The sequence below is a fragment of the Streptomyces sp. NBC_00316 genome (assembly GCF_036158715.1).
Classification (GTDB): domain Bacteria; phylum Actinomycetota; class Actinomycetes; order Streptomycetales; family Streptomycetaceae; genus Streptomyces.
Map to the genome: position 1 here is coordinate 3,443,757 of NZ_CP108023.1, position 18,982 is coordinate 3,462,738.

The window sequence follows — 18,982 nt, forward strand, 5'->3', positions numbered from 1 at the left end:
GTGCGTCCCACCCCCACTCCTAACCGGGGAGCGCCAGCTCGAACCACACCGTCTTGCCACTCTTTCCACGCCGCGTCCCCCAGCGGCGAGCAGAACAAGCCACCAGCTGCAGTCCCCGGCCCCCTTCGTCGTCGGGTCCCGCGGCGCGTTCGGTGGGCGGATCCGGAAGCGGATCGGAGACTTCCACAAGGAGTCCGGGGCGGGCGTCCGGGGTCTCGCCATCGGGATGGGGGCGCACCAGTCGTACGCCGATGGGGCCCGAGGTGTACCGCATGGAATTGGTCACCAGCTCACTGACCAGCAGAACGGTCATGTCACCGACGGCCGTGTCGAGCCCCCAGCCGCGCAGCGCCTCATGGACCGCATGCCGAGCGGAGCGCACGGCGCCGGGCAGAGCCGGAAAAGTCCACTCGGCGCAGTCGCCTTCGGTATCGATCACGCCGATCACTTCCCAAGACCAGCAGCAGGGAATGTCCTGTTTATGGGGGCTAATCAGCACATACCCGATATTTGGGGCAGAGTATCGCCGCGATCGACACGTGGGGCGTACGGGTGCACAGCGCGGTGTCGCGCACACCGTACGGGGCGCACAGTCAGCGGTGTGCGCCGCCCGACGGCCCCCCGGTCGGTGCGGTCCCGTCGCGGAAGACTCCGTCCGGGGCGGCCCCACCGCGGGCGGTTTCGTCCGGGGCGGCCCCGGACGGCAGGCGGCGCATGGCCTCGGCCACGGCAGCACGGTCCTGGTCCAGCCAGTCGACCGTGCCGCTCTCGCCCGGTCCGAGCCATCGCAGTTCGTCGTGGTCCTCGAGCGGGGCGGGCACACCGGAGACCAGCCGCGCGGTCCACACCTGGAGCACATAGCCGGGCGTCAGCGGCCACTCGCCCGGGATGCGCTCCAGGGGTTCCACCTCCACGCCCAGCTCCTCGCGGAGTTCACGTACGAGCGCTTGCTCGCCGGTCTCGCCCGGCTCCAGCTTTCCGCCGGGCAGCTCCCAGCGGCCGGCCAGCTCGGGCGGAGCGCTGCGCCGCGCGGCCAGCAGGCGCCCCTGGTCATAGACGGCTCCGGCCACCACCACGCGATCGTTCATAGGCCGGAGCGTAACCCCCGGAGATTGCGGTCAGGGGCGCGCGCTCTGCCCCATGCGCTCCACCCAATAGAGCTGCTTGTGGCCTCGGCTGTCGAGCTTGTCGGCAATCTTCTGCGCCTCGTCCTGTGTGGCATACCTGCCGACGCGGTAACGATTGCCGTTGTCGTCCTGCCTTATCACCAGCCAAGGGAGCACGGCCCCACTGTCGCTCATCGTGTCCCTCCCGAGCATGGCACCCCTCCCCTGAACGGCGTGCACGACTCTAAAGATCCCCAGGAAACCGCAGTACGCATATGCCCGAGCGTACGCCTGACCTTCACGGAACGAATACGTAATTACACAAAGAGATACCGATCCGGCCAGCGCAAAGGGGGCGCATCGCTCGCGATACGCCCCCTCGCCCGTACCCCCGATGTGCCGCGGGCCCGGCATGATCCGAACGAAAAACTCTGATCAGGCCTCCTGCCCGGCAGGCGGCCGTACGCTCGGCATCGGCATGGGAACCGGTCCGTCAGCCGGTTCCTTGCGGCAGACGTCCCCGCACTCCGCGGCCGGCGAGCAGATCGGCCCCGACCGGACGGGGCAGTCGGCTATGTCCAGCAGTTCGTAGGCGGTGTCGCAGACCGCGCAGGTATAGGTGGCGGTGATGTCCTCGATCACGACGCCCAGGCCGTTCACCCGGTTGGCGCGGGCAAGGCAGTACCTCGCCTTCGTCGCCCAGGCGATCAACGGGCAGAGCGTCAGCGAGAGTCCGGCCGCGATGAAGATCGAGAAGCCCTCCGCGTAGGCACCGAACAGCCGGAAGAAGGCGAGGATCGAGACGGTCGAGGCGATCGCCATCGCGCCGAATCCCGCCGGGTTCACCGCGTACAGGTGGGCGCGCTTGAACTCGATGTACCGCGGGCTCGGCCCGATCCGCTTGTTGATGACCCGGTCGGCGGCGACGGCCGCGCGATGGGGAGGTCGAGGAAGATGTACCAGACCCGGCCCGGGTGCCTGTGAGTGATCCGCGAGAAGAAGTTCGACCAGGACGGCGAGCTGCTGCAGGCGTTGGTCACATTGATTTGGATCTGCGACACGATCACGAACACTGCGGCGGCCGGCAGGGCGAACGAGCCCCGCCACGGTTTCAGGGCATCGATCTGCGGTGCGACGGGTTCCAGGGCATGCGTCCTGCCGACCGCCTCAAGCGCCACGAACGCAAGCAGCGCACCGCCCAGTTGCTTTGCCGCTCCGATGACGACCCATCCGGGACCTGCGGCCGGCACCGCGAGGTTCCAACGCCGCTTGTCGGCCTCGGTCTTCGGGGGCATGGAACGCAGGTGGTCGGCCTGCTCACGGATCTGGGCGATGAACGAAAGGGCCACGCCCGTACCGAGCCCGAAGCCGATCCAGGAGAAGCCGGATCCCGCACCCTCCGTAACACCGAAGGAGCCGAACGCGCCCCAGGCGTCAGGGGCTTCGAAGGCGAGCACGACGAACGGCGGGACCATGTCGGTGATCCAGACCGGCCGGGTCCACGCCTGCACCTTGGCGAGCGCCTTCATGCCCCGGAAGACGATCGGGATGACGATCAGCGTGGTGAGCAGATAGCCGTCCTCGACCGGCAGCCCGACGGCCTGGTGCATGGCCTGCGCCATGATCGAGCCTTCGAGGGCGAAGAAGATGAAGGTGAAGGAGGCGTGGATCAGCGAGGTCGGCGTCGAGCCGAAATGGCCGAAGCCGGCGCCGGATCATCTGACAGGAAGGTGGTAGGCGATCCGGTAGCGGTCGGCGGGCACCACCACGTCCGCCGTCTCGACCGGCCGCCCCGATGCGTAGTACGTGCGTCCGATCACCATCACCACATGGCCCGGCACGCCGCCGAGCGCCAGGAGTTCCTCCGCCAGCCCCGGGCGCGCGCCGACCTGCTCGACCACGTTGTCCACGACGAGATCGATCGCGGCCATCCGCTCGACCACCCCGCAGCCGCCCAACGGGCCTTCCTCCGGGAGCATCACGGGTGTGCGTCCCGTGATGGCGAGGGGCTCCCAGGAGGTGGAGAGCATCATCGGCTCCCCCGCCTCCCGGAAGACGTATCTCGTACGCATCACCCGGTCACCCGGTTCGACACCGAGGCGTTCGGCGATCTCCGGACTCGCCCCTTCCTGTTCACTGCGGGACTCCCACGTCCCTCGCACGCCTTCCGCCGTCTGTTCCTGACGGAACGGGCTCGCTCCGGCGTCCGGCCGGTAGCCGGAGCGTGCGATCCGGCGCGGCACCGGGCGCTCGCGCACGTACGTACCCGAACCGGAGCGCCCCTCGACCAGCCCCTCCGCCATCAGCACCTTGCGCGCCTCCAGCGCGACGGTGTCCGAGACCCCGTACTCCTCGCGGATACGGGCCTGCGACGGCAGCCGCGTATGCGGCGGCAGCGAACCATTGACGATCTTCTCTCTGAGATCGCTCGCAACGCGCAGATAGGCCGGCTGCTCACCGAATGTCACAGGGCACTCCCAACAGGTTGACCGTCTGCAACAGCCTGGCAACCGTCGGTTGTGAACCGCAAGCACAGGCCAGAGTTTCACCCGAAGTGATGATCCGGCCCTGCCCTGCGCATATCCCTGCCCGGACCAGCGCAGAAATCCCGATAACCCTCGCCCCCGCCCGGTGCCTCGGAGCCTCGCGATTGCCTTCGATCACCGCAGCCCTCTTGACCCCTTTTGGTCCAGACCAATAGTTTCCTCACCACACAGCACGGCTCTCGCACCTCTCAGCGCACTCCACAGGAACGGGCCTCATGCGTCGAAGAACCCTGTCCAGACTGGCCATTGCCGCCTGCGCCCTCTCACTGGCGGCCGGAATGGCTCCCGCCGCCACCGCGTCCACCTCCCACTCCGGCTCGCACTCCCCCGCGTCCTCCGCCGCCTACAAGCGTGTCGGTTACTTCACCCAATGGGGCGTCTACGGGCGGGACTTCCAGGTCAAGGACCTGGACACGAGCGGTGCCGCGGCCAAGCTCACCCACATCAACTACGCCTTTGGCAATGTCAGCGCCGACGGCAAGTGCTTCACCGGCAATGTGCCCGGCGAGGCCGACGCCTGGGCGGACTATGTCCGTCCGCTGGACGCCGCAGGATCGGTGGACGGCGTCGCGGACACCGACACCCAGCCTCTCGCGGGCAACTTCAACCAGTTGCGTGAGCTGAAGGCCAAGCACCCCGGCCTGAAGGTGCTGATCTCCCTGGGCGGCTGGAGCTGGTCCACCCACTTCTCGGACGCGGCCCGCACCGCCGCCTCCCGCAAGGCGTTCGTCTCCTCGTGCATCGACCTGTACATCAAGGGCAACCTGCCGGTGGACGGGGCGCGTGGCGGCGAGGGCGCGGCGGCCGGGCTCTTCGACGGCGTGGACATCGACTGGGAGTGGCCCGGCTCCGCGGGTGACACGGACACGGTCTACCGCCCCGAGGACAAGCGGAACTTCACGGCGCTGGTGCACGAGTTCCGTACCCAGCTCGACGCCTATGCGAAGAGCACCGCCAAGACCGCGAAGGGACATGGGCACGGCGCCAAGCCCAGGCACTACGAGCTCTCGGCGTTCGTCCCCACCGCCCCGGCCAAGATCGACGCGGGCTTCGACGTCCGCCGCATCATGCGGGACTTCGACTTCGTGAACCTTCAGGGTTACGACTTCCACGTCTCCGGCGAGGCGACCACCGCGCAGCAGTCCGCGCTGTACGCGAAGGGCGACTTCAGCGTCGACCAGACCGTCCGGGAATGGATCGAGCGCGGCGCCCCTGCCCGCAAGCTGGTGATGGGCATGCCGTTCTACGGTCAGGGCTGGACCGGCGTGACGGGCGGCGGCGACGGGCTCGGCCAGCCGGCCACGGCTCCCGCCCCCGCCACCTGGGCCGCGGGTTACGAGGACTACAAGGCCCTCAAGAAGCTGGCCGAATCCGGTGCGTACACGATCCACCGGGACGTCACGAACGGCCACGCGTGGCTGTTCGACGGCACGACTCTGTGGACCTACGACGACCCGCAGGTGCTGCGCACGAAGACGGCGTACATCCGTCAGCACGGTCTCGGTGGCGCGATGTTCTGGTCACTGGACGGCGACACGGACGACGGCGAGCTGATGACCGCGGTCGACCAGGGCCTCGGCCGGCACTAGCGACGTACGAACAGCATGATGCGGGGGCGGCCGCCGATGCGGCCGCCCCCACGCGGACGTTCGGTTCACCACCTCAAGGACGGCTTACGGGCACGCCATCAGAACGGCTGGGTCAAGGAGTTGCCCCTCCCGGTGTCCGCCGCAGCATTGCCGCCGACCCGCAGCGTGCGCAGTCACCCCGTCGCTGCCCGCGGCGACCTGCGCGGTCGCGCCGGATCCGCTGTCGTCGAGGATGCGGACTGCGACGATCCCGGCCCCCTTGGCGAGGCCGTACGAGGAGCCGGCCACCGTGCCCGCGACATGCGTGTCCAGCCCCCAGAAGAGGCCCATGAGCGTGCCAGGCCTTCGCGTTCGCCCGCCGCACGTCTGACATGCTCGCGGGCATGGTCACCTACCTCTGCCCCCAGGACGGCACCCGCGCCGACACCAACACCCTGACCTGGTGCTGCCCGGTCTGCCGCGGCCCGTGGGACCTCGACTACGAACCCGTCGGACGACTGTCGCTCAACTCCCTGACCACCCGCGTCAATTCACTGTGGCGTTATGAAGAGGTGCTGCCCCTCTCGTCGCCCGCCACCAGCCTCGGTGAAGGCCGCACACCGCTCGTACCGCTCACCGGCACGGTCTCCGCCAAGCTCGACTTCCTGATGCCGACGCTGTCCTTCAAGGACCGCGGGGCCGTGATGCTCGCCGAACTGGCCCGCCGACTCTCGCCCGGACGCGTCGTCGCGGACAGCAGCGGCAACGCGGGTACGGCCGTCGCCGCGTACTGCGCGCGGGCCGGGCTGCCCTGCACGGTGTACGTCCCCGAAGGCACCTCCCCGAAGAAGACCGAGCAGATCCGGGCCCACGGCGCCCGCCTGGAGATCGTCCCCGGCGGCCGCGAGGCCACCGCGCTCGCCGCCCGGACCGCCGCCGACGCGCCCGGCACCTTCTACGCCTCGCACGTCTTCAACCCGTACTTTCTGCACGGCACGAAGACCTACGTCTACGAGATGTGGGAAGACCTCGACGGCCGCCTCCCCGACGCCATCGCCGTACCGGTCGGCAACGGCACACTGCTCCTCGGTGCGGCGCTGGCGACCGCGGAACTCCATGCCCAGGGCCTGATCGACGAACGGCCGGCGCTGATCGCCGTACAGGCCGAGGCCGTGTCGCCGCTGGCCGCCGCGTTCCGCGCCGGGGCGGACGGCCTGCTCGGCGATCCCGGTACCGACGAAGCCGCCACCCCCACCCTCGCCGAAGGCATCGCCATCCCCCGACCGCCGCGGGCACGCCAGATCCTGGCTGCGGTACGGGAGTCCGGCGGCACTTTCCTCACGGTGACGGAGTCCCAGATTCGTGAGGCGCAGCTGGACCTGGCGGCCCGCGGCCTCTACGTCGAGACGACCGGCGTCGCCTGCTGGGCGGCGGTCGGCGACTGGGTGGACCGCAGCGTGGTCGTCCCGCTGTGCGGCGCGGGCCTCAAAACGGGCCTGGCGGCCTGACGCCGGGCCATGCCCCGTACGGCGGCCGGTGCGTCCGGCCGGACCCGCCGGGCCGGTCCGCAATCGACGTTCTCAGAATTGCCGACGTTTTCCTCGGCACTTCAAATATCTGGGGTACCGGTTCGAACGAATACTTCTTGGTATCGGAAAATTTCTCCGCCGAAAGGAACACGAACGTACCGATGCCGGCACGCACGCCGAGGATGACTGGAGAACTGGAATCCAGCCCGTGGCACGCTTGTCTCGCCGCGAACGATTTCCTTGCGAGAGCAGTCGCTCCCACCGGGCCGGAGCGGGGTACCTGAGCACTGCGGAGCTCCGCAAAGCGCTCCTGCATTTCTCGCTCGAACACCGGGAACGAGAGATCCCCGCTGATTCCGACGCGGAACACAGCACGACGATCCCAGGAGCCGGAAGCGCCTTCAGATCACGAGACGGTACAGAATTCTCACCCATATTCGCCAGACATGGTCCCGATTGTCTCAGGTCGCATGTGAGCGTCCTGGACGTCACCGGTTCAGCCTGATGTATTCTCCGGCGGGTTCACCAGGCAGCAAGACGCAATGCCACTGAACCCTCGCGAGGGAAGGAACCCGAGTTGGACCGCCTCGACGCGCCCCTTGTCTCTGCGACCCCTTCAGCGGCTACCGATGCGGTACGTGTCAGCGGGTCGGGGCCGATCTGTGGTCCGCCGCTCGACCGGCACACGCCCGGCGACCCCGTCGCCGATGAACCGATCTCCGGAAGGTGACCCGGTGGACGTCATCGAAGTCGCGGCCATCGGGGCTGCGGGCATCGCCGCAGGAACGATGAATGCCGTGGTGGGTTCGGGCACCCTCATCACCTTTCCCACGCTGGTCGCCTTCGGTTATCCGCCGGTGCTCGCCAATGTGTCCAACAACATCGGGCTCGTACCCGGCGTGTTCAGCGCCGCGTACGGCTACCGGCGTGAACTGCGCGGTCAGCGGCGACGGTTGGTCAAGTTCGGTATCGGATCACTCATCGGCGGACTGACCGGCGCACTGCTGCTGCTCCGGCTTCCCGCCGGGGCGTTCGACGCGGTGGTGCCGGTACTCATCCTGGCCTCCTGTGCACTCGTCCTGCTTCAGCCCCTCCTCAACACATGGCTGAAGAAGCGCGAGGGCCACGACGGCAAGGACGGTGGCGTGCCGCTGTGGTGCGGGGTTCTGTTGACAGGCGTGTACGGCGGCTACTTCGGCGCCGCCCAAGGCGTGCTGCTCATGGGGCTGTTCGGCAGTTTCCTGCGCGACGATCTGCAGCGCCTGAACGCGGCGAAGAACGTCCTCGCCACCATCGTGAACGGTGCGGCCGCCGTGGTCTTCATCGCCGTCGCCAAGGTCGACTGGACCGCTGCGGCGGTCATTGCCCTGGGCTCCACACTCGGCGGACTGCTCGGCGCCAAGGTGGGCCGCAGACTGCCTCCCGTCGCGCTCCGCACCATCATCGTCGTCGTCGGTGTCACGGCGTCGGTGCTCATGATCGCCTTCTGACCCCCTCCGGCACTCGACCAGCCACCCGAGCGCGCCGGTCCCGTGGGCCGTCAGTGGCAAACCGGCACGCATCCGCTTGCGCCTGCCGTCGGGCCACCGTGCCGAGCTGAACAATCGCCCTGGTCAAGACGTACGGACCGATCTCAGCGCACCGAAGGGAACGACCGATGGACAGAACGGCGCATTCGGATCGCAGAGCCCTGCTCGCCGGCGGACTCGCGGTCGCCACGGTCGCGCTCGCGGGGTGCTCGTCGACGAGCGCCACCCCATTGGTGACCAACACTTCACCCGAGGCGCGGCCGACCACGCCCGCCGCAGCGTTCGCGAGACTGATGGACGGCAACAAGCGCTGGGTGAGCGGAGACCTGCACCATCCCGACCGGGATCCGACCCGGCGCCAGCTCGTGGCCCAGGAGCAGGAACCCTTCGGATCGGTCCTCTCGTGCATCGATTCCCGGGTGCCACCGGAACTGCTCTTCGACACCGGGCTGGGTGACCTCTACGTGATGCGCACCGGCGGGGAGGCGGTCGGCCCGGTGGTCACGGGGTCCGTGGAGTACGGGCCCCTGACGAGTGGCACTCCGCTCATCGTGGTCCTCGGGCATCAGCGTTGCGGCGCGGTTGCGGCGGCGTACAAGTCCATCCGTGACGGCAAACCACTGACGGGAAACCTGCAGGCGATCACCACGGCTCTGCAGCCGGCGTACGACCGGGCGTTCAAGGAAGGCGGCACCGACCCGGTCGAGACCATGGCCCGCGCCCAGGTCGAGCTGACGGCCGCAGATCTGCGCTCCAACCAGGACCTGGCCCCACTCGTGCGAAAGGGCGCCCTTGCTGTGGTCGGCGCGTATTACTCGCTCGACACCGGAAAGGTGGAAGTCCTGGCCGGCGCACCTTCCTGACCGGTCGGACGAGATGTACGCGCGTCGTCGCGCCGGTGAGGATGCACGGCGCGACGACGGACTGCCGGAGCTCTCGCCTGCGACCGGGAGAGCTCAGAAAAGGGCTCTCCCCCCGTGGATGTGATCAACTACGCTGCGTGCGACCGGCCCCCAGGGGACATCGGCGCACACACGATTGACATGACGGGGGACGCGCATGGCGCGCATGGGTCCGAGACGACTGTGGACCACGGTCCTGGGACTGGGCGGGGGCATCTACCTGATCGGCGCGAGCATGTTGCGCGCGGACACCCAACTGACCGGTACCGCCGGGCAGTTCCGGGCCGAACACTGTGAGGTCGCGGAATCGCGACGGGGCGAGAGCAACTGGACGTGCCGCGGTCCGTTCGAGGCCGACGACCACACGTTCAGGATCGCGCAGGTCGAGGTCGACACCACGTTCGACAAGCCACCGACATCGGCCGTGGCCACGCGGGTGGACGGGCCGTCCTCGACCGCTGCCGTGGAGGACAGCGCCAGCGGCTGGCTACTGCCCGGGGGGACCGGGCTGCTGTGCCTCGGCGTGGCGTCCTGGAACATCCGCTCGGCCTTCAGGCGGCCCGCGTCGGCGTCCACCGCGCAGACGGCGTGAGCCGGCCCGCCCGGGCCGATGAGGCCCGGCCCCGCCGATGAGGTCCGGCCCGGGCCCAACGGCGGGAACGGCAGCAAGGCGGCTCCGGAAGGGGCGACCCCGCTCGACCTGTGTCATCACCGGAGCGCGTACCCGGATGCCATGGCCGGCGCCGGACGTCGACGCGGAACGGCCCCTGCTCAATCGACGGCCCTGGCGTACAGGCCAGGAGTGGTGCCCATGATCCGCTTGAAGTGCCGGGTGAGGTGGGACTGGTCGTGAAAGCCTGCGGCGGCCGCCACCTCGCGCGGCGGCTGTCCGTCGAGCAGGAGACGGCGGGCCAGGTCGACGCGGCGGGACACCACGTACTGGTGCGGGGCGATACCGAAGGCGCCGCTGAAAGCACGTACGAGATGAGCGGGGTGGGCGTGGAGCGAGCGCGCGGCCTCGTCCAAGGTGACGCCGGCGATCAGTCGTTCGTCGAGGAGGTCACGCAGGCTCCGGGCGACGCTGCGGCCGGGCGCTGCGCTACCGATGGTCACGCTGGGGCGCAAGTGCATGCGCAGCCGCTCGCCGATCAGGGCCAGCCGGCTCTCCGCCTCCAGCTCCTCGCCCCGGTTCGCGAGGACCGTGTGCAGCTGCCCGACGCGTCTGCGCAGGAGAGGGTCGGTGAGGTCCGGGCCGTCCACCGCCGGCCCGATGAAACGCTCGTCCAGCTGCGTCATGTCGAGGTAGAGCACGCGCTTGCGGAAACCGTCGGGGGTGGCAGGTGAGCCGTTGTGCGGGACCTGCGGCGGAAGCAGGCTCACGGTGTCCTTCGGAGTGCCGTGCTCGTGGCGGTCCAGGTCGTAGCGGACCGCGCCGTCGTCGACGATCAGCAAAGTCCAGGCGTCGTGGACGTGCATGGGGTACGCGTGCTCGGTGAAGCGGGCGTGGAACACCTCCACGACACCCGCGACCGGTGGGCGCCAGGCTGAGATCTCCTGCCTCGGCATCACGCAAAGAACGTACAAGACCGGGAGGCCGTGCACCCGGCAGTCTCACGGCATGAGAATCACGAACGAATCCGAGGCCGGCGCCGGCGCCGGGACCGAGGTCGGACCCGGGACCGGTGCGGGGGACGAGGACATGCCTGTCCGCTTCGACACCAAGATCGCAGTTCTGCTGCGCGACGACCTTGAGCATTGGCAGCGGCTGAACGTGACCGCCTTCCTGGTCAGCGGGCTCGGCACGGTGTCACCCGAGGTGATCGGGGAGCCGTACACGGACGCCGACGGCACGCCGTACCTGCCGATGTTCCGCCAGCCCGTACTGGTCTTCGAGGGAACGAAGGAGACACTGACCGCCGCACACAGTCGTGCGCTGTCCCGCTCGCTCCCCTGTGCCGTGTTCACATCGGATCTGTTCGCCACAGGCAATGACCGGGACAACCGGGCGGCGGTACGAGCCGTGGGCAAGGACCAGCTCGATCTGGTGGGGATCGCCGTGTACGGGCCGCGCAACGCGGTGGACAAGGTGCTCAAGGGTGCGCGCATGCACCCCTGAGCAACGCGGCCTCGCCACAGGGACTTTGCCTGCGGCCGTCGACCACCCGGTCGGCGGCCGCAGGCGGTCATCACGAGCCCGCAACCGGGCGGAGGCGGCGACAGGACGCCTCGTCGGCGGGGTCGTACCGCTCCATCAGGAAGGCGGGCATACCGAGGCCGACCGGCGGCAAGGGTGACCGGCCCGACGCGTACGCGGTCTCCGGCCGGAGCACCTCGGACAGGTGACCGGATGCCGATCACGCCACTCCCACCTGCAGAAACACGGTTCCGAGAGAACCGAGAGGCCGTCAAGGTCCGACACGCCGACCGCCGTCGCGCCAACGGGGCCGGCGCCGACGCCGCAGTGCCTCGCGGGGCGAGGACTCGACACGGCCGGACGCCTCTGCCCGACCCGCCGGGCACTTCCTTCATGGACCGTCAGGCGTCAAAGCGGAACACCTGACGCGGAACCTCCGCCTGCGGAAACGCTGCCCTGCCGGGTGAGCCCGCCTCCCGGCGTGGCGGTCTCCATCGCGGTCCGTGGCATCTGAGGCATAGCGTTCACCTCCATTCATTGCAATGACCGAGATGAGGGCTGTTGCATTAGACGGCAAACCATTGCAACAATTTCACGCCTTTCACCTGCAATTACCGTAATAGTGCGCAACAGATTCGTTGCCAGATCTCTGAATGCAACGTAGCTTTTCCATCATCAGAAACGGCGGGCCGACGGAGCGCACGCCGCAGAAGAGTGGAGAGCATGATGCAGAAGTTCGACAGCCCCGCACCGATCTCCGCCGTCCTCGACATCCCCGCAGGGCGCATCCAGATCATCGCCGCCGACCGGGCCGACACCACGGTCGAGGTCCTGCCCGCGGATGCCTCGAAGGGCCGCGATGTGAAGGCGGCGGAGCAGATCACGGTCGAATACGGCGACGGCGTCCTGCGGATCGAGGCCTCACCGGCGAAGAACCGGATCCTCGGCAGCTCCGGATCCGTCGAGGTGACCGTCCAGCTGCCCGCCGGCTCCCGCATCGAGGCGAAGGCGGCCGGCGCCGAGTTCCGAGGCGTCGGACGGCTCGGCGACGTCGCTTTCGAGAGCGCGCAGGGCTCGGTCAAGATCGACGAGGTCGCGAGCGCCCACCTCACCCTCCTCGCCGGCGACGTCTCGGTCGGCCGCCTGGGCGGCCCCGCTCGGATCAGCACCCAAAAGGGTGACCTCCGGATCGCCGAGGCCGTGCGCGGCACGGTCACTCTGCGCACCGAGTCCGGCGAGATCTCGGTCGGCGCCGCCCGCGGCGTCTCCGCCTCCCTGGACGCCGGCACCACCTACGGCCGGGTCCACAACGCGCTCAAGAACACCGACGGCGACGCCGCCGGCCTGAGCATCCACGCGACCACCGCCTACGGCGACATCACCGCCCGCAGTCTCTGACCCGCAGCTTCCAGAAGGAGCACCCCTCATGACCAGCTTGGCCATCGCGGCGAACGGGCTGCGTAAGTCGTACGGCGACAAGACCGTGCTCGACGGCATCGACCTGGCCGTCCCGGCCGGGACCGTGTTCGCGCTGCTCGGCCCGAACGGCGCCGGCAAGACCACCGCCGTGAAGATCCTGTCCACGCTCATCTCCGCCGACGGCGGCCAGGCCCAGGTCGCGGGCCACGACCTGAGCGCCGACCCGCAGGCCGTGCGGACCGCGATCGGTGTCACCGGCCAGTTCTCCGCCGTCGACGGGCTGATCACCGGCGAGGAGAACATGCTCCTCATGGCGGACCTGCACCACCTGTCCAAACGCGAGGGCCGGCAGGTCGCCGCCGAACTCCTGGAGCGCTTCGACCTCGTCGACGCGGCGAAGAAGCCCGCCTCCACCTACTCCGGCGGAATGAAGCGCCGCCTCGACATCGCCATGACCCTGGTCGGCAACCCCCGGATCATCTTCCTCGACGAGCCCACCACCGGACTCGACCCACGCGCCCGCCACAACATGTGGGGCATCATCCGCGAACTCGTCACGGGCGGTGTCACCGTCTTCCTCACCACCCAGTACCTCGACGAGGCCGACGAACTCGCCGACCACATCGCAGTACTTCATGACGGCAAGATCGCCGCCGAGGGCAGCGCCGAGGAACTCAAGCGGCTCATCCCCGGCGGACACATCCGGCTCCGCTTCACCGACCCGGCGGCGTACCAGTCGGCCGCCTCCGAGTTGGGCGAGGCCTCCCGGGACGACGAAGCACTGTCGTTGCAGATCCCCAGCGACGGCAGCCAGCGCGAACTGCGCTCGATCCTCGACCGGCTGGACTCGGCCGGCATCGAGGCGGACGAACTGACCGTGCACACCCCCGACCTCGACGACGTGTTCTTCGCCCTCACCGCCAACACCACCGTGCCCAACCAGCCCAACCAGCCCAACCAGCCCAACCAGCCCAAGGAGACAGTCCGATGAGCTCCCTCTCCCTCGCCGTGCGCGACTCCTCCACAATGCTGCGCCGCAACCTCCTGCACGCCCGGCGCTACCCGTCCCTGACCCTGAACCTGCTGCTCACCCCGGTCATGCTGCTGCTGCTCTTCGTCTACATCTTCGGCAACACCATGAGCGCCGGCATCGGCGGCGCCGACCGCTCCGCGTACATCGCCTACATCGTCCCGGGCATCGTGCTGATGACCATCGGCAGCACCGTCATCGGAGCCGCCGTGTCCGTCTCCACCGACATGTCCGAAGGCATCATCGCCCGCTTCCGCACCATGGCCATCCACCGCGGCTCCGTCCTCATCGGACACGTCATCGGCAGCGTCCTGCAATCGATCGCCAGCGTGATCCTCGTCGGCGCCGTCGCCGTCGCCATCGGCTTCCGCTCCACCGGCGCCACCGCCCTGGAATGGCTCGCCGCATTCGCACTGCTCACACTCTTCGCCCTGGCACTCACCTGGATCGCGGTCGGCATGGGCATGGCCAGCCCCAACGCCGAGGCAGCCAGCAACAACGCCATGCCCCTGATCCTCCTGCCACTCATCTCCAGCACCTTCACCCCGATCGACACAATGCCCGGCTGGTTCCAGCCGATCGCCGAATACCAGCCCTTCACCCCCGCCATCGAAACCCTGCGCGGCCTCCTCCTCGGCACCGAGATCGGCCACAACGGATGGCTCGCCCTCGCCTGGTGCCTGGTACTCGCAGCACTCGGCTACCGCTGGTCGGCAGCCTCGTTCAACCGCGACCCGAAGTAACCACCATGAACACGCGGGCCACCCCCCGCACCCCGTCCCACCCAAGGGCGGCGCACACCGACACCCCGTCGGCGTACGCCGCCCACCGGCATCCCCAGCCACCTGCCAGGCGCGCGCGCACCCACGGACATCGACAGCCGGAACTCCATTGACACGCCGAGCGGTTCGGCCAGCACGAGCAACGGCACCACGGAAGGGGTGTCCGGACGAGCGAGCAGTGCGCACCCGGCGCCGCAGCTCCCCGAGCGGTTTCCGCCACTCGTTCCAGTCGCCCGCCCACGCGTGCGCAGCCACCCCGGTTCTGAGGATCCGCGGCGCCCAGGAATGCGCATACGGATCAGGGCCGTGCAGCGGCCGGGGGCCATCCCAGCGCCGGAAAAGCCAGGGGTCGACCCGCTACGGAGTCGGCCCCTTATGAGCTGCATGTTTGCTGGACACCCAACGTGGTGTCATCCATCCGCTCACACGTCGAAGCGGAATGTCTGCGGGCTGATCCTGGCCTGAGGCGGACCGAAACCGGCGAGGCGCACTGTCGCGGAACGAGCCGGACAGCGACCGCGGGCGACACCGCTGTGCAAGCTCCGGCGCGCTGCCCCACGTATGTGGCGCGGCCGGACCGCTTCCGCGGCGCGCATGCGTGTTTCGTGCAGACAGATGCGCGGATCGTGCAGGAGTTCTCGCGGACACCCTTCGCATACTCGGTGGCCAAGCAACCGACGTATCCGGATGACAGACGGAGGCAGAACTCAATGGGGACGTTCGTCTACACATCACATCCCTCGCGGGTGGTGTTCGGTACCGGCGTAGCCGAGCGCCTCCGTGCGGAGGTCGAGCGGCTCGGCTGCTCCCGGGTGCTGCTGCTGTCCAGCCAGTCCCTGGCGGCGGCCTCGTCGCGGGTCCGTGAGGCGCTCGGCGGCCTCGTGGTGGACGAGTTCGAGGGCGCGGCCATGCACACACCGGTGGAGGTGACCGAGCGAGCCCTCGAGGTGCTCACGGAAGCCAACGCCGACGGCATCGTGGCGGTCGGGGGCGGCTCGACGACTGGCCTGTCGAAGGCACTGGCCCTGCGCACAGACCTCCCGCAGATCATCCTGCCGACCACGTACGCGGGCTCCGAGGTGACCCCGGTACTCGGCGAGACCCGCGACGGGCGCAAGGTGACGCAGTCGTCCCCCGCGATCCTTCCCGAAACCGTCGTCTACGACGTCGACTTCACCCTCACCCTGCCGCTGTCCGTGACGGTCACGAGCGGCGTCAACGCGCTCGCGCACGCCGTCGAGGCCCTGTACTCCGCGGAAGCCAACCCGGTCACCGACCAGCAGGCCCTCGACGCGATCGCCCGCATCGGACGGGCGCTGCCCCGCCTGGCAGCCGACCCGGCCGACCGGGAGGCACGTGCGGACCTGCTCCAGGCGGCCTGGCTTGCCGGAACCTGCCTCGCCACGGTCGGTATGGGCCTGCACCACAAGCTGTGCCACACCCTCGGCGGCAGCTTCGACCTGCCGCACGCCGAGACGCACACCGTCGTCCTCCCGCACGCCATGGCCTACAACGCGCCCACGGTGCCCGATGTGATGCGCCGCATCGCCGACGCCCTAGGCGTGCCCGACGCCCCCAGTGGCGTGTACGACCTGATCGTCTCCCTGGGCGGTCCCACCTCGCTGCGCGACCTCGGCATGCCCGAGACGGGCCTCGCCCGCGCGGCCGAGCTGGCCACCTCGACGCCGTACCCCAACCCACGTGAGCTGACCACCGAGGGCATCGCGGAAATGCTGACCGGTGCCTGGCAGGGACGCCGCCCCGAGGGTCCCCCCACCACGGAGGCCAAACTGGCCCGGCTCACAGAACAGGTCGTGGCGAGCTTCGCGCAGGCACCCGACCCCCGTGTCCGCACCCTGCTGAGCGACCTCGTCCGGCACCTGCACACCTTCGTCGCCACCAACGACGTCACCGACGCCGAATGGCAGTACGCCATCGACTTCCTCACCCGCACCGGGCAGATCTGCAGCCTGACCCGTCAGGAGTTCGTACTGCTGTCGGACACCCTCGGCGTCTCCAGCGTGGTGGACCTGCTCACCAACTCCCGCACCCCCGACACCACTCCGTCCGCGGTGCTCGGCCCCTTCTATGTGGAGGGCCCGCCCGAGGCCGCGCACAGCAGCGACATCTCCGGAGGGCTGCCCGGCACCCCGCTCTGGGTGGACGTGCGGGTCACGGACACCGACGGCTCGCCGGTCAAGGACGCGGTCGTGGACGTGTGGCAGTCCAACGAGGACGGCTTCTACGACGTCCAACTCCCCGATCTGGACGGGCCGGTGCTCCGGGCCAGGCTACGCACCGACGCCGAGGGACGGATCAGCTTCTGGTCCATCCTGCCTTCGGACTACCCGATCCCCGAGGACGGACCGGTCGGGCAGATGCTCGCCGCGGTCGGGCGCCATCCCTACCGCGCGTCCCACCTCCACTTCATGTTCGACGCGCCCGGCCACCGCAAGCTCGTCACCCAGCTGTTCGTGTCAGGCGGTGCCTACCTGGACAGCGACACGGTCTTCGGCGTCAAGGACGAGTTGATCGTCGACTTCGCGCCGCAGGCCGGCCCCGCCCCCGACGGCCGCCCGGTCGACGGGGAGTGGTGCCGTCTCGACTACACCTTCCGTCTCGCCCCCCAGGCCGGATGACCGAGGAGCGCCCACCCATGGCAACCACCGACGCGCACGACACGTACGACACCGACGTTCTCGTCGTAGGCAGCGGCCCCGCCGGCGGCTCGGCCGCCCTGGCACTGGCCACCTACGGCGTCCGCACCCTGCTGGTGACGAAGTACGGCTGGCTGGCCAACACCCCGCGTGCACACATCACCAACCAGCGGACCATGGAGGTCCTGCGCGACCTCGGCGTCGAGTCCGAGGCGCTGACGTTCGGCAGCCCGTCCCACCTCATGGGGGACACGGTGCTGTGCACCGCGCTCACCGGGGACGAGATCGGGCGTATCCGCAGCTGGGGCACGGGGCCCGCGACGGCCACCGAGTACGGCTCGAAGAGCCCCTGCGAGATGATCGACCTGCCGCAGACCTACCTGGAACCGATCCTGGTGAACAACGCGGCGGCCCGCGGTGCCAAGGTCCGCTTCGACACCGAGTTCCTCAGCTTCACCCAGGACGACGACGGTGTCACCGCCCTGCTGCGCGACCGGATCCGCGGCGACGAGTTCACCGTGCGGGCCCGCTACTTGATCGGCGCGGACGGCGGGCGCAGCGCGGTCGCCGAGCAGCTCGGCCTCCCCTTCGACGGCCGCATGGCCAAGGCCGGCAGCATGAACATCGTCTTCAAGGCCGACCTCACCCAGTACTGCGCCCACCGGCCGAGCGTCCTGTACTGGGTGCTGCAGCCCGGCGCGGATACCGGCGGCATCGGCATGGGCCTGGTCCGCATGGTCCGCCCGTGGAACGAATGGCTGCTGGTCTGGGGCTACGACATAGAGCAGCCGCCGCCGGAGGTGGACGAGGAGACGGCGCGGCAGATCGTGCGCGACCTCATCGGCGATCCCGACCTGCCCGTGGAGATCACCTCCACCTCACTGTGGACCGTCAACCACGCCTATGCCGCGGAGTACTCGTGTGGAAGGGTCTTCTGCGCGGGTGACGCCGTGCACCGCCACCCGCCGTCGAACGGGCTCGGCTCCAACACCTCCGTCCAGGACTCCTACAACCTCGCCTGGAAGCTCGCCATGGTGATCCGTGGCGAGGCCGGACCCGAGCTGCTCAACAGCTACACCGCCGAACGCGCCCCCGTCGGACGGCAGATCGTCGAACGGGCCAACCTCAGCCGCGACCAGTTCGGTCCGATCTTCGAGGCGCTCGGCGTCGGCGGCGGCAGCGCCGAGGCGGCCATCGCCGAGGGGCTCGCGCAGCTCCGGGCCCACACACCCGAGGGCGCCAAGAAGAGGCGGCGCCTCGAAGAGGCGGTCCAGCTCAAGAACTACGAGTTCAACGCGCACGGCGTCGAGATGGGCCAGCGCTACGTCTCCTCGGCGGTACTCCCCGACGACGGCGATGTCGAAGTCTGGGAGCAGGACCGCGAGTTGGTGCACCAGCCGACGACGCGGCCCGGCGCCAAGCTGCCGCACGCATGGCTCGTCGACGCGCAGGGCGAGCGCGTGTCCACACTGGACGTCGTCGGTAAAGGTGCCCTCACCGTACTGACCGGCCTGTCGGGCGGCGCCTGGGACACGGCCGCACGCGCGTGCCAGGAGGCCCTCGGTGTGCCACTGCGGGTGGTGCGCGTCGGCGACGAGAACTCCCGTGACGCGTACGGCGAATGGAGCCGCGTCTCGGAGATCGGCGAGGACGGCGTGCTGCTGGTGCGCCCGGACGGTCATGTCGCCTGGCGGCGCGCCACCGCCCCCGAGTCCGGACAGTCGGCGCGGGACGAACTGCTCGGCGCACTCCGCCGGGTGCTGGCACGATAGGGAGAGCG

The 18,982-nt window shown here is 69.2% G+C and carries 17 protein-coding genes and 1 pseudogene; 11 read left to right on the top strand and 7 right to left on the bottom strand.

All coding sequences use genetic code 11. The features are described 5' to 3' along the window. Positions 1 to 19: 19 nt before the first annotated feature. The 5 genes and pseudogenes from OG878_RS15125 to OG878_RS15145 all read right to left on the bottom strand — a co-directional run bounded on the left by OG878_RS15125 (position 20) and on the right by OG878_RS15145 (position 3,574). The gene (locus OG878_RS15125; protein ID WP_277328152.1) at positions 20 to 448 is read right to left on the bottom strand and encodes an ATP-binding protein; all 429 of its coding nucleotides are present in this window, start codon (positions 446 to 448) and stop codon (positions 20 to 22) included. A gap of 145 nt (positions 449 to 593) precedes the next feature. Beyond that, positions 594 to 1,088, bottom strand: a complete 495-nt coding sequence (locus OG878_RS15130; protein ID WP_328887286.1) for a (deoxy)nucleoside triphosphate pyrophosphohydrolase — start codon at positions 1,086 to 1,088, stop codon at positions 594 to 596. A gap of 30 nt (positions 1,089 to 1,118) precedes the next feature. Next, on the bottom strand, positions 1,119 to 1,319 hold the full coding sequence (locus tag OG878_RS15135; RefSeq protein ID WP_328887287.1) for an SPOR domain-containing protein: 201 nt from the start codon (positions 1,317 to 1,319) through the stop codon (positions 1,119 to 1,121). Positions 1,320 to 1,541: 222 nt separating this feature from the next. Beyond that, positions 1,542 to 2,818, bottom strand: a pseudogene (locus OG878_RS15140) (purine-cytosine permease family protein); the annotation flags it as partial. A gap of 3 nt (positions 2,819 to 2,821) precedes the next feature. Beyond that, positions 2,822 to 3,574 (bottom strand): GntR family transcriptional regulator, encoded by a 753-nt coding sequence (locus OG878_RS15145; RefSeq protein WP_328887288.1) that lies wholly within the window; start codon positions 3,572 to 3,574, stop codon positions 2,822 to 2,824. A gap of 293 nt (positions 3,575 to 3,867) precedes the next feature. Between OG878_RS15145 and OG878_RS15150 the strand changes: the two genes are divergently transcribed. Next, entirely contained in the window at positions 3,868 to 5,241 is a 1,374-nt protein-coding gene (locus tag OG878_RS15150; protein WP_328887289.1) for a glycoside hydrolase family 18 protein, read from the top strand. A gap of 84 nt (positions 5,242 to 5,325) precedes the next feature. Here the strand turns inward: OG878_RS15150 and OG878_RS42265 are convergent, their stop codons facing one another. Then, a complete protein-coding gene (locus OG878_RS42265; protein WP_443049113.1) occupies positions 5,326 to 5,571 on the bottom strand; it encodes a hypothetical protein in 246 nt (81 codons plus the stop codon). Between the two features lie 53 nt (positions 5,572 to 5,624). On the opposite strand from OG878_RS42265, the gene OG878_RS15160 reads away from it, so the two are divergent. The 4 genes from OG878_RS15160 to OG878_RS15175 all read left to right on the top strand — a co-directional run bounded on the left by OG878_RS15160 (position 5,625) and on the right by OG878_RS15175 (position 9,772). Further along, positions 5,625 to 6,728 (top strand): threonine synthase, encoded by a 1,104-nt coding sequence (locus OG878_RS15160; RefSeq protein ID WP_328887290.1) that lies wholly within the window; start codon positions 5,625 to 5,627, stop codon positions 6,726 to 6,728. Between the two features lie 755 nt (positions 6,729 to 7,483). Then, positions 7,484 to 8,239 carry a sulfite exporter TauE/SafE family protein gene (locus OG878_RS15165; protein ID WP_328887291.1) on the top strand — a complete coding sequence of 252 codons (756 nt, stop codon included), beginning with the start codon at positions 7,484 to 7,486 and terminating at the stop codon, positions 8,237 to 8,239. 167 nt (positions 8,240 to 8,406) lie between these two features. Then, entirely contained in the window at positions 8,407 to 9,141 is a 735-nt protein-coding gene (locus OG878_RS15170) for a carbonic anhydrase (protein ID WP_328887292.1), read from the top strand. Positions 9,142 to 9,337: 196 nt separating this feature from the next. Next, entirely contained in the window at positions 9,338 to 9,772 is a 435-nt protein-coding gene (locus tag OG878_RS15175; protein WP_328887293.1) for a hypothetical protein, read from the top strand. Between the two features lie 179 nt (positions 9,773 to 9,951). On the opposite strand, the gene OG878_RS15180 is transcribed toward OG878_RS15175, so the two are convergent. Next, complete coding sequence (locus OG878_RS15180) at positions 9,952 to 10,746, bottom strand: helix-turn-helix transcriptional regulator (RefSeq protein ID WP_328891249.1); 795 nt, start codon at positions 10,744 to 10,746, stop codon at positions 9,952 to 9,954. A 52-nt stretch (positions 10,747 to 10,798) separates the two neighbouring features. On the opposite strand from OG878_RS15180, the gene OG878_RS15185 reads away from it, so the two are divergent. The 6 genes from OG878_RS15185 (at position 10,799) to OG878_RS15210 (ending at position 18,974) form a co-directional block, all read left to right on the top strand. Continuing rightward, positions 10,799 to 11,296 carry a DUF2000 family protein gene (locus OG878_RS15185; protein ID WP_443049114.1) on the top strand — a complete coding sequence of 166 codons (498 nt, stop codon included), beginning with the start codon at positions 10,799 to 10,801 and terminating at the stop codon, positions 11,294 to 11,296. Between the two features lie 744 nt (positions 11,297 to 12,040). After that, positions 12,041 to 12,712 carry a DUF4097 family beta strand repeat-containing protein gene (locus OG878_RS15190; RefSeq protein WP_328891251.1) on the top strand — a complete coding sequence of 224 codons (672 nt, stop codon included), beginning with the start codon at positions 12,041 to 12,043 and terminating at the stop codon, positions 12,710 to 12,712. A gap of 28 nt (positions 12,713 to 12,740) precedes the next feature. Beyond that, the gene (locus tag OG878_RS15195; RefSeq protein WP_328887294.1) at positions 12,741 to 13,724 is read left to right on the top strand and encodes an ATP-binding cassette domain-containing protein; all 984 of its coding nucleotides are present in this window, start codon (positions 12,741 to 12,743) and stop codon (positions 13,722 to 13,724) included. Then, entirely contained in the window at positions 13,721 to 14,506 is a 786-nt protein-coding gene (locus OG878_RS15200) for an ABC transporter permease (protein WP_328884926.1), read from the top strand. Before OG878_RS15195 ends, OG878_RS15200 begins: the two co-directional genes overlap by 4 nt. Positions 14,507 to 15,255: 749 nt before the next feature. After that, the gene (locus tag OG878_RS15205; protein ID WP_328887295.1) at positions 15,256 to 17,184 is read left to right on the top strand and encodes a maleylacetate reductase and hydroxyquinol 1,2-dioxygenase domain-containing protein; all 1,929 of its coding nucleotides are present in this window, start codon (positions 15,256 to 15,258) and stop codon (positions 17,182 to 17,184) included. A gap of 17 nt (positions 17,185 to 17,201) precedes the next feature. Then, the gene (locus OG878_RS15210; protein ID WP_328887296.1) at positions 17,202 to 18,974 is read left to right on the top strand and encodes an FAD-dependent oxidoreductase; all 1,773 of its coding nucleotides are present in this window, start codon (positions 17,202 to 17,204) and stop codon (positions 18,972 to 18,974) included. The last annotated feature ends 8 nt before the right edge of the window (positions 18,975 to 18,982 follow it).

Coding starts and splice junctions, on each gene's coding strand:
- OG878_RS15130 (WP_328887286.1), bottom strand. CDS start 1,088: ATGAACGATCGCGTGGTGGTGGCCGGAGCCGTCTATGACCAGGGGCGC.
- OG878_RS15135 (WP_328887287.1), bottom strand. CDS start 1,319: ATGCTCGGGAGGGACACGATGAGCGACAGTGGGGCCGTGCTCCCTTGG.
- OG878_RS15150 (WP_328887289.1), top strand. CDS start 3,868: ATGCGTCGAAGAACCCTGTCCAGACTGGCCATTGCCGCCTGCGCCCTC.
- OG878_RS42265 (WP_443049113.1), bottom strand. CDS start 5,571: ATGGGCCTCTTCTGGGGGCTGGACACGCATGTCGCGGGCACGGTGGCC.
- OG878_RS15160 (WP_328887290.1), top strand. CDS start 5,625: ATGGTCACCTACCTCTGCCCCCAGGACGGCACCCGCGCCGACACCAAC.
- OG878_RS15170 (WP_328887292.1), top strand. CDS start 8,407: ATGGACAGAACGGCGCATTCGGATCGCAGAGCCCTGCTCGCCGGCGGA.
- OG878_RS15175 (WP_328887293.1), top strand. CDS start 9,338: ATGGCGCGCATGGGTCCGAGACGACTGTGGACCACGGTCCTGGGACTG.
- OG878_RS15180 (WP_328891249.1), bottom strand. CDS start 10,746: ATGCCGAGGCAGGAGATCTCAGCCTGGCGCCCACCGGTCGCGGGTGTC.
- OG878_RS15185 (WP_443049114.1), top strand. CDS start 10,799: ATGAGAATCACGAACGAATCCGAGGCCGGCGCCGGCGCCGGGACCGAG.
- OG878_RS15190 (WP_328891251.1), top strand. CDS start 12,041: ATGCAGAAGTTCGACAGCCCCGCACCGATCTCCGCCGTCCTCGACATC.
- OG878_RS15195 (WP_328887294.1), top strand. CDS start 12,741: ATGACCAGCTTGGCCATCGCGGCGAACGGGCTGCGTAAGTCGTACGGC.
- OG878_RS15200 (WP_328884926.1), top strand. CDS start 13,721: ATGAGCTCCCTCTCCCTCGCCGTGCGCGACTCCTCCACAATGCTGCGC.
- OG878_RS15205 (WP_328887295.1), top strand. CDS start 15,256: ATGGGGACGTTCGTCTACACATCACATCCCTCGCGGGTGGTGTTCGGT.
- OG878_RS15210 (WP_328887296.1), top strand. CDS start 17,202: ATGGCAACCACCGACGCGCACGACACGTACGACACCGACGTTCTCGTC.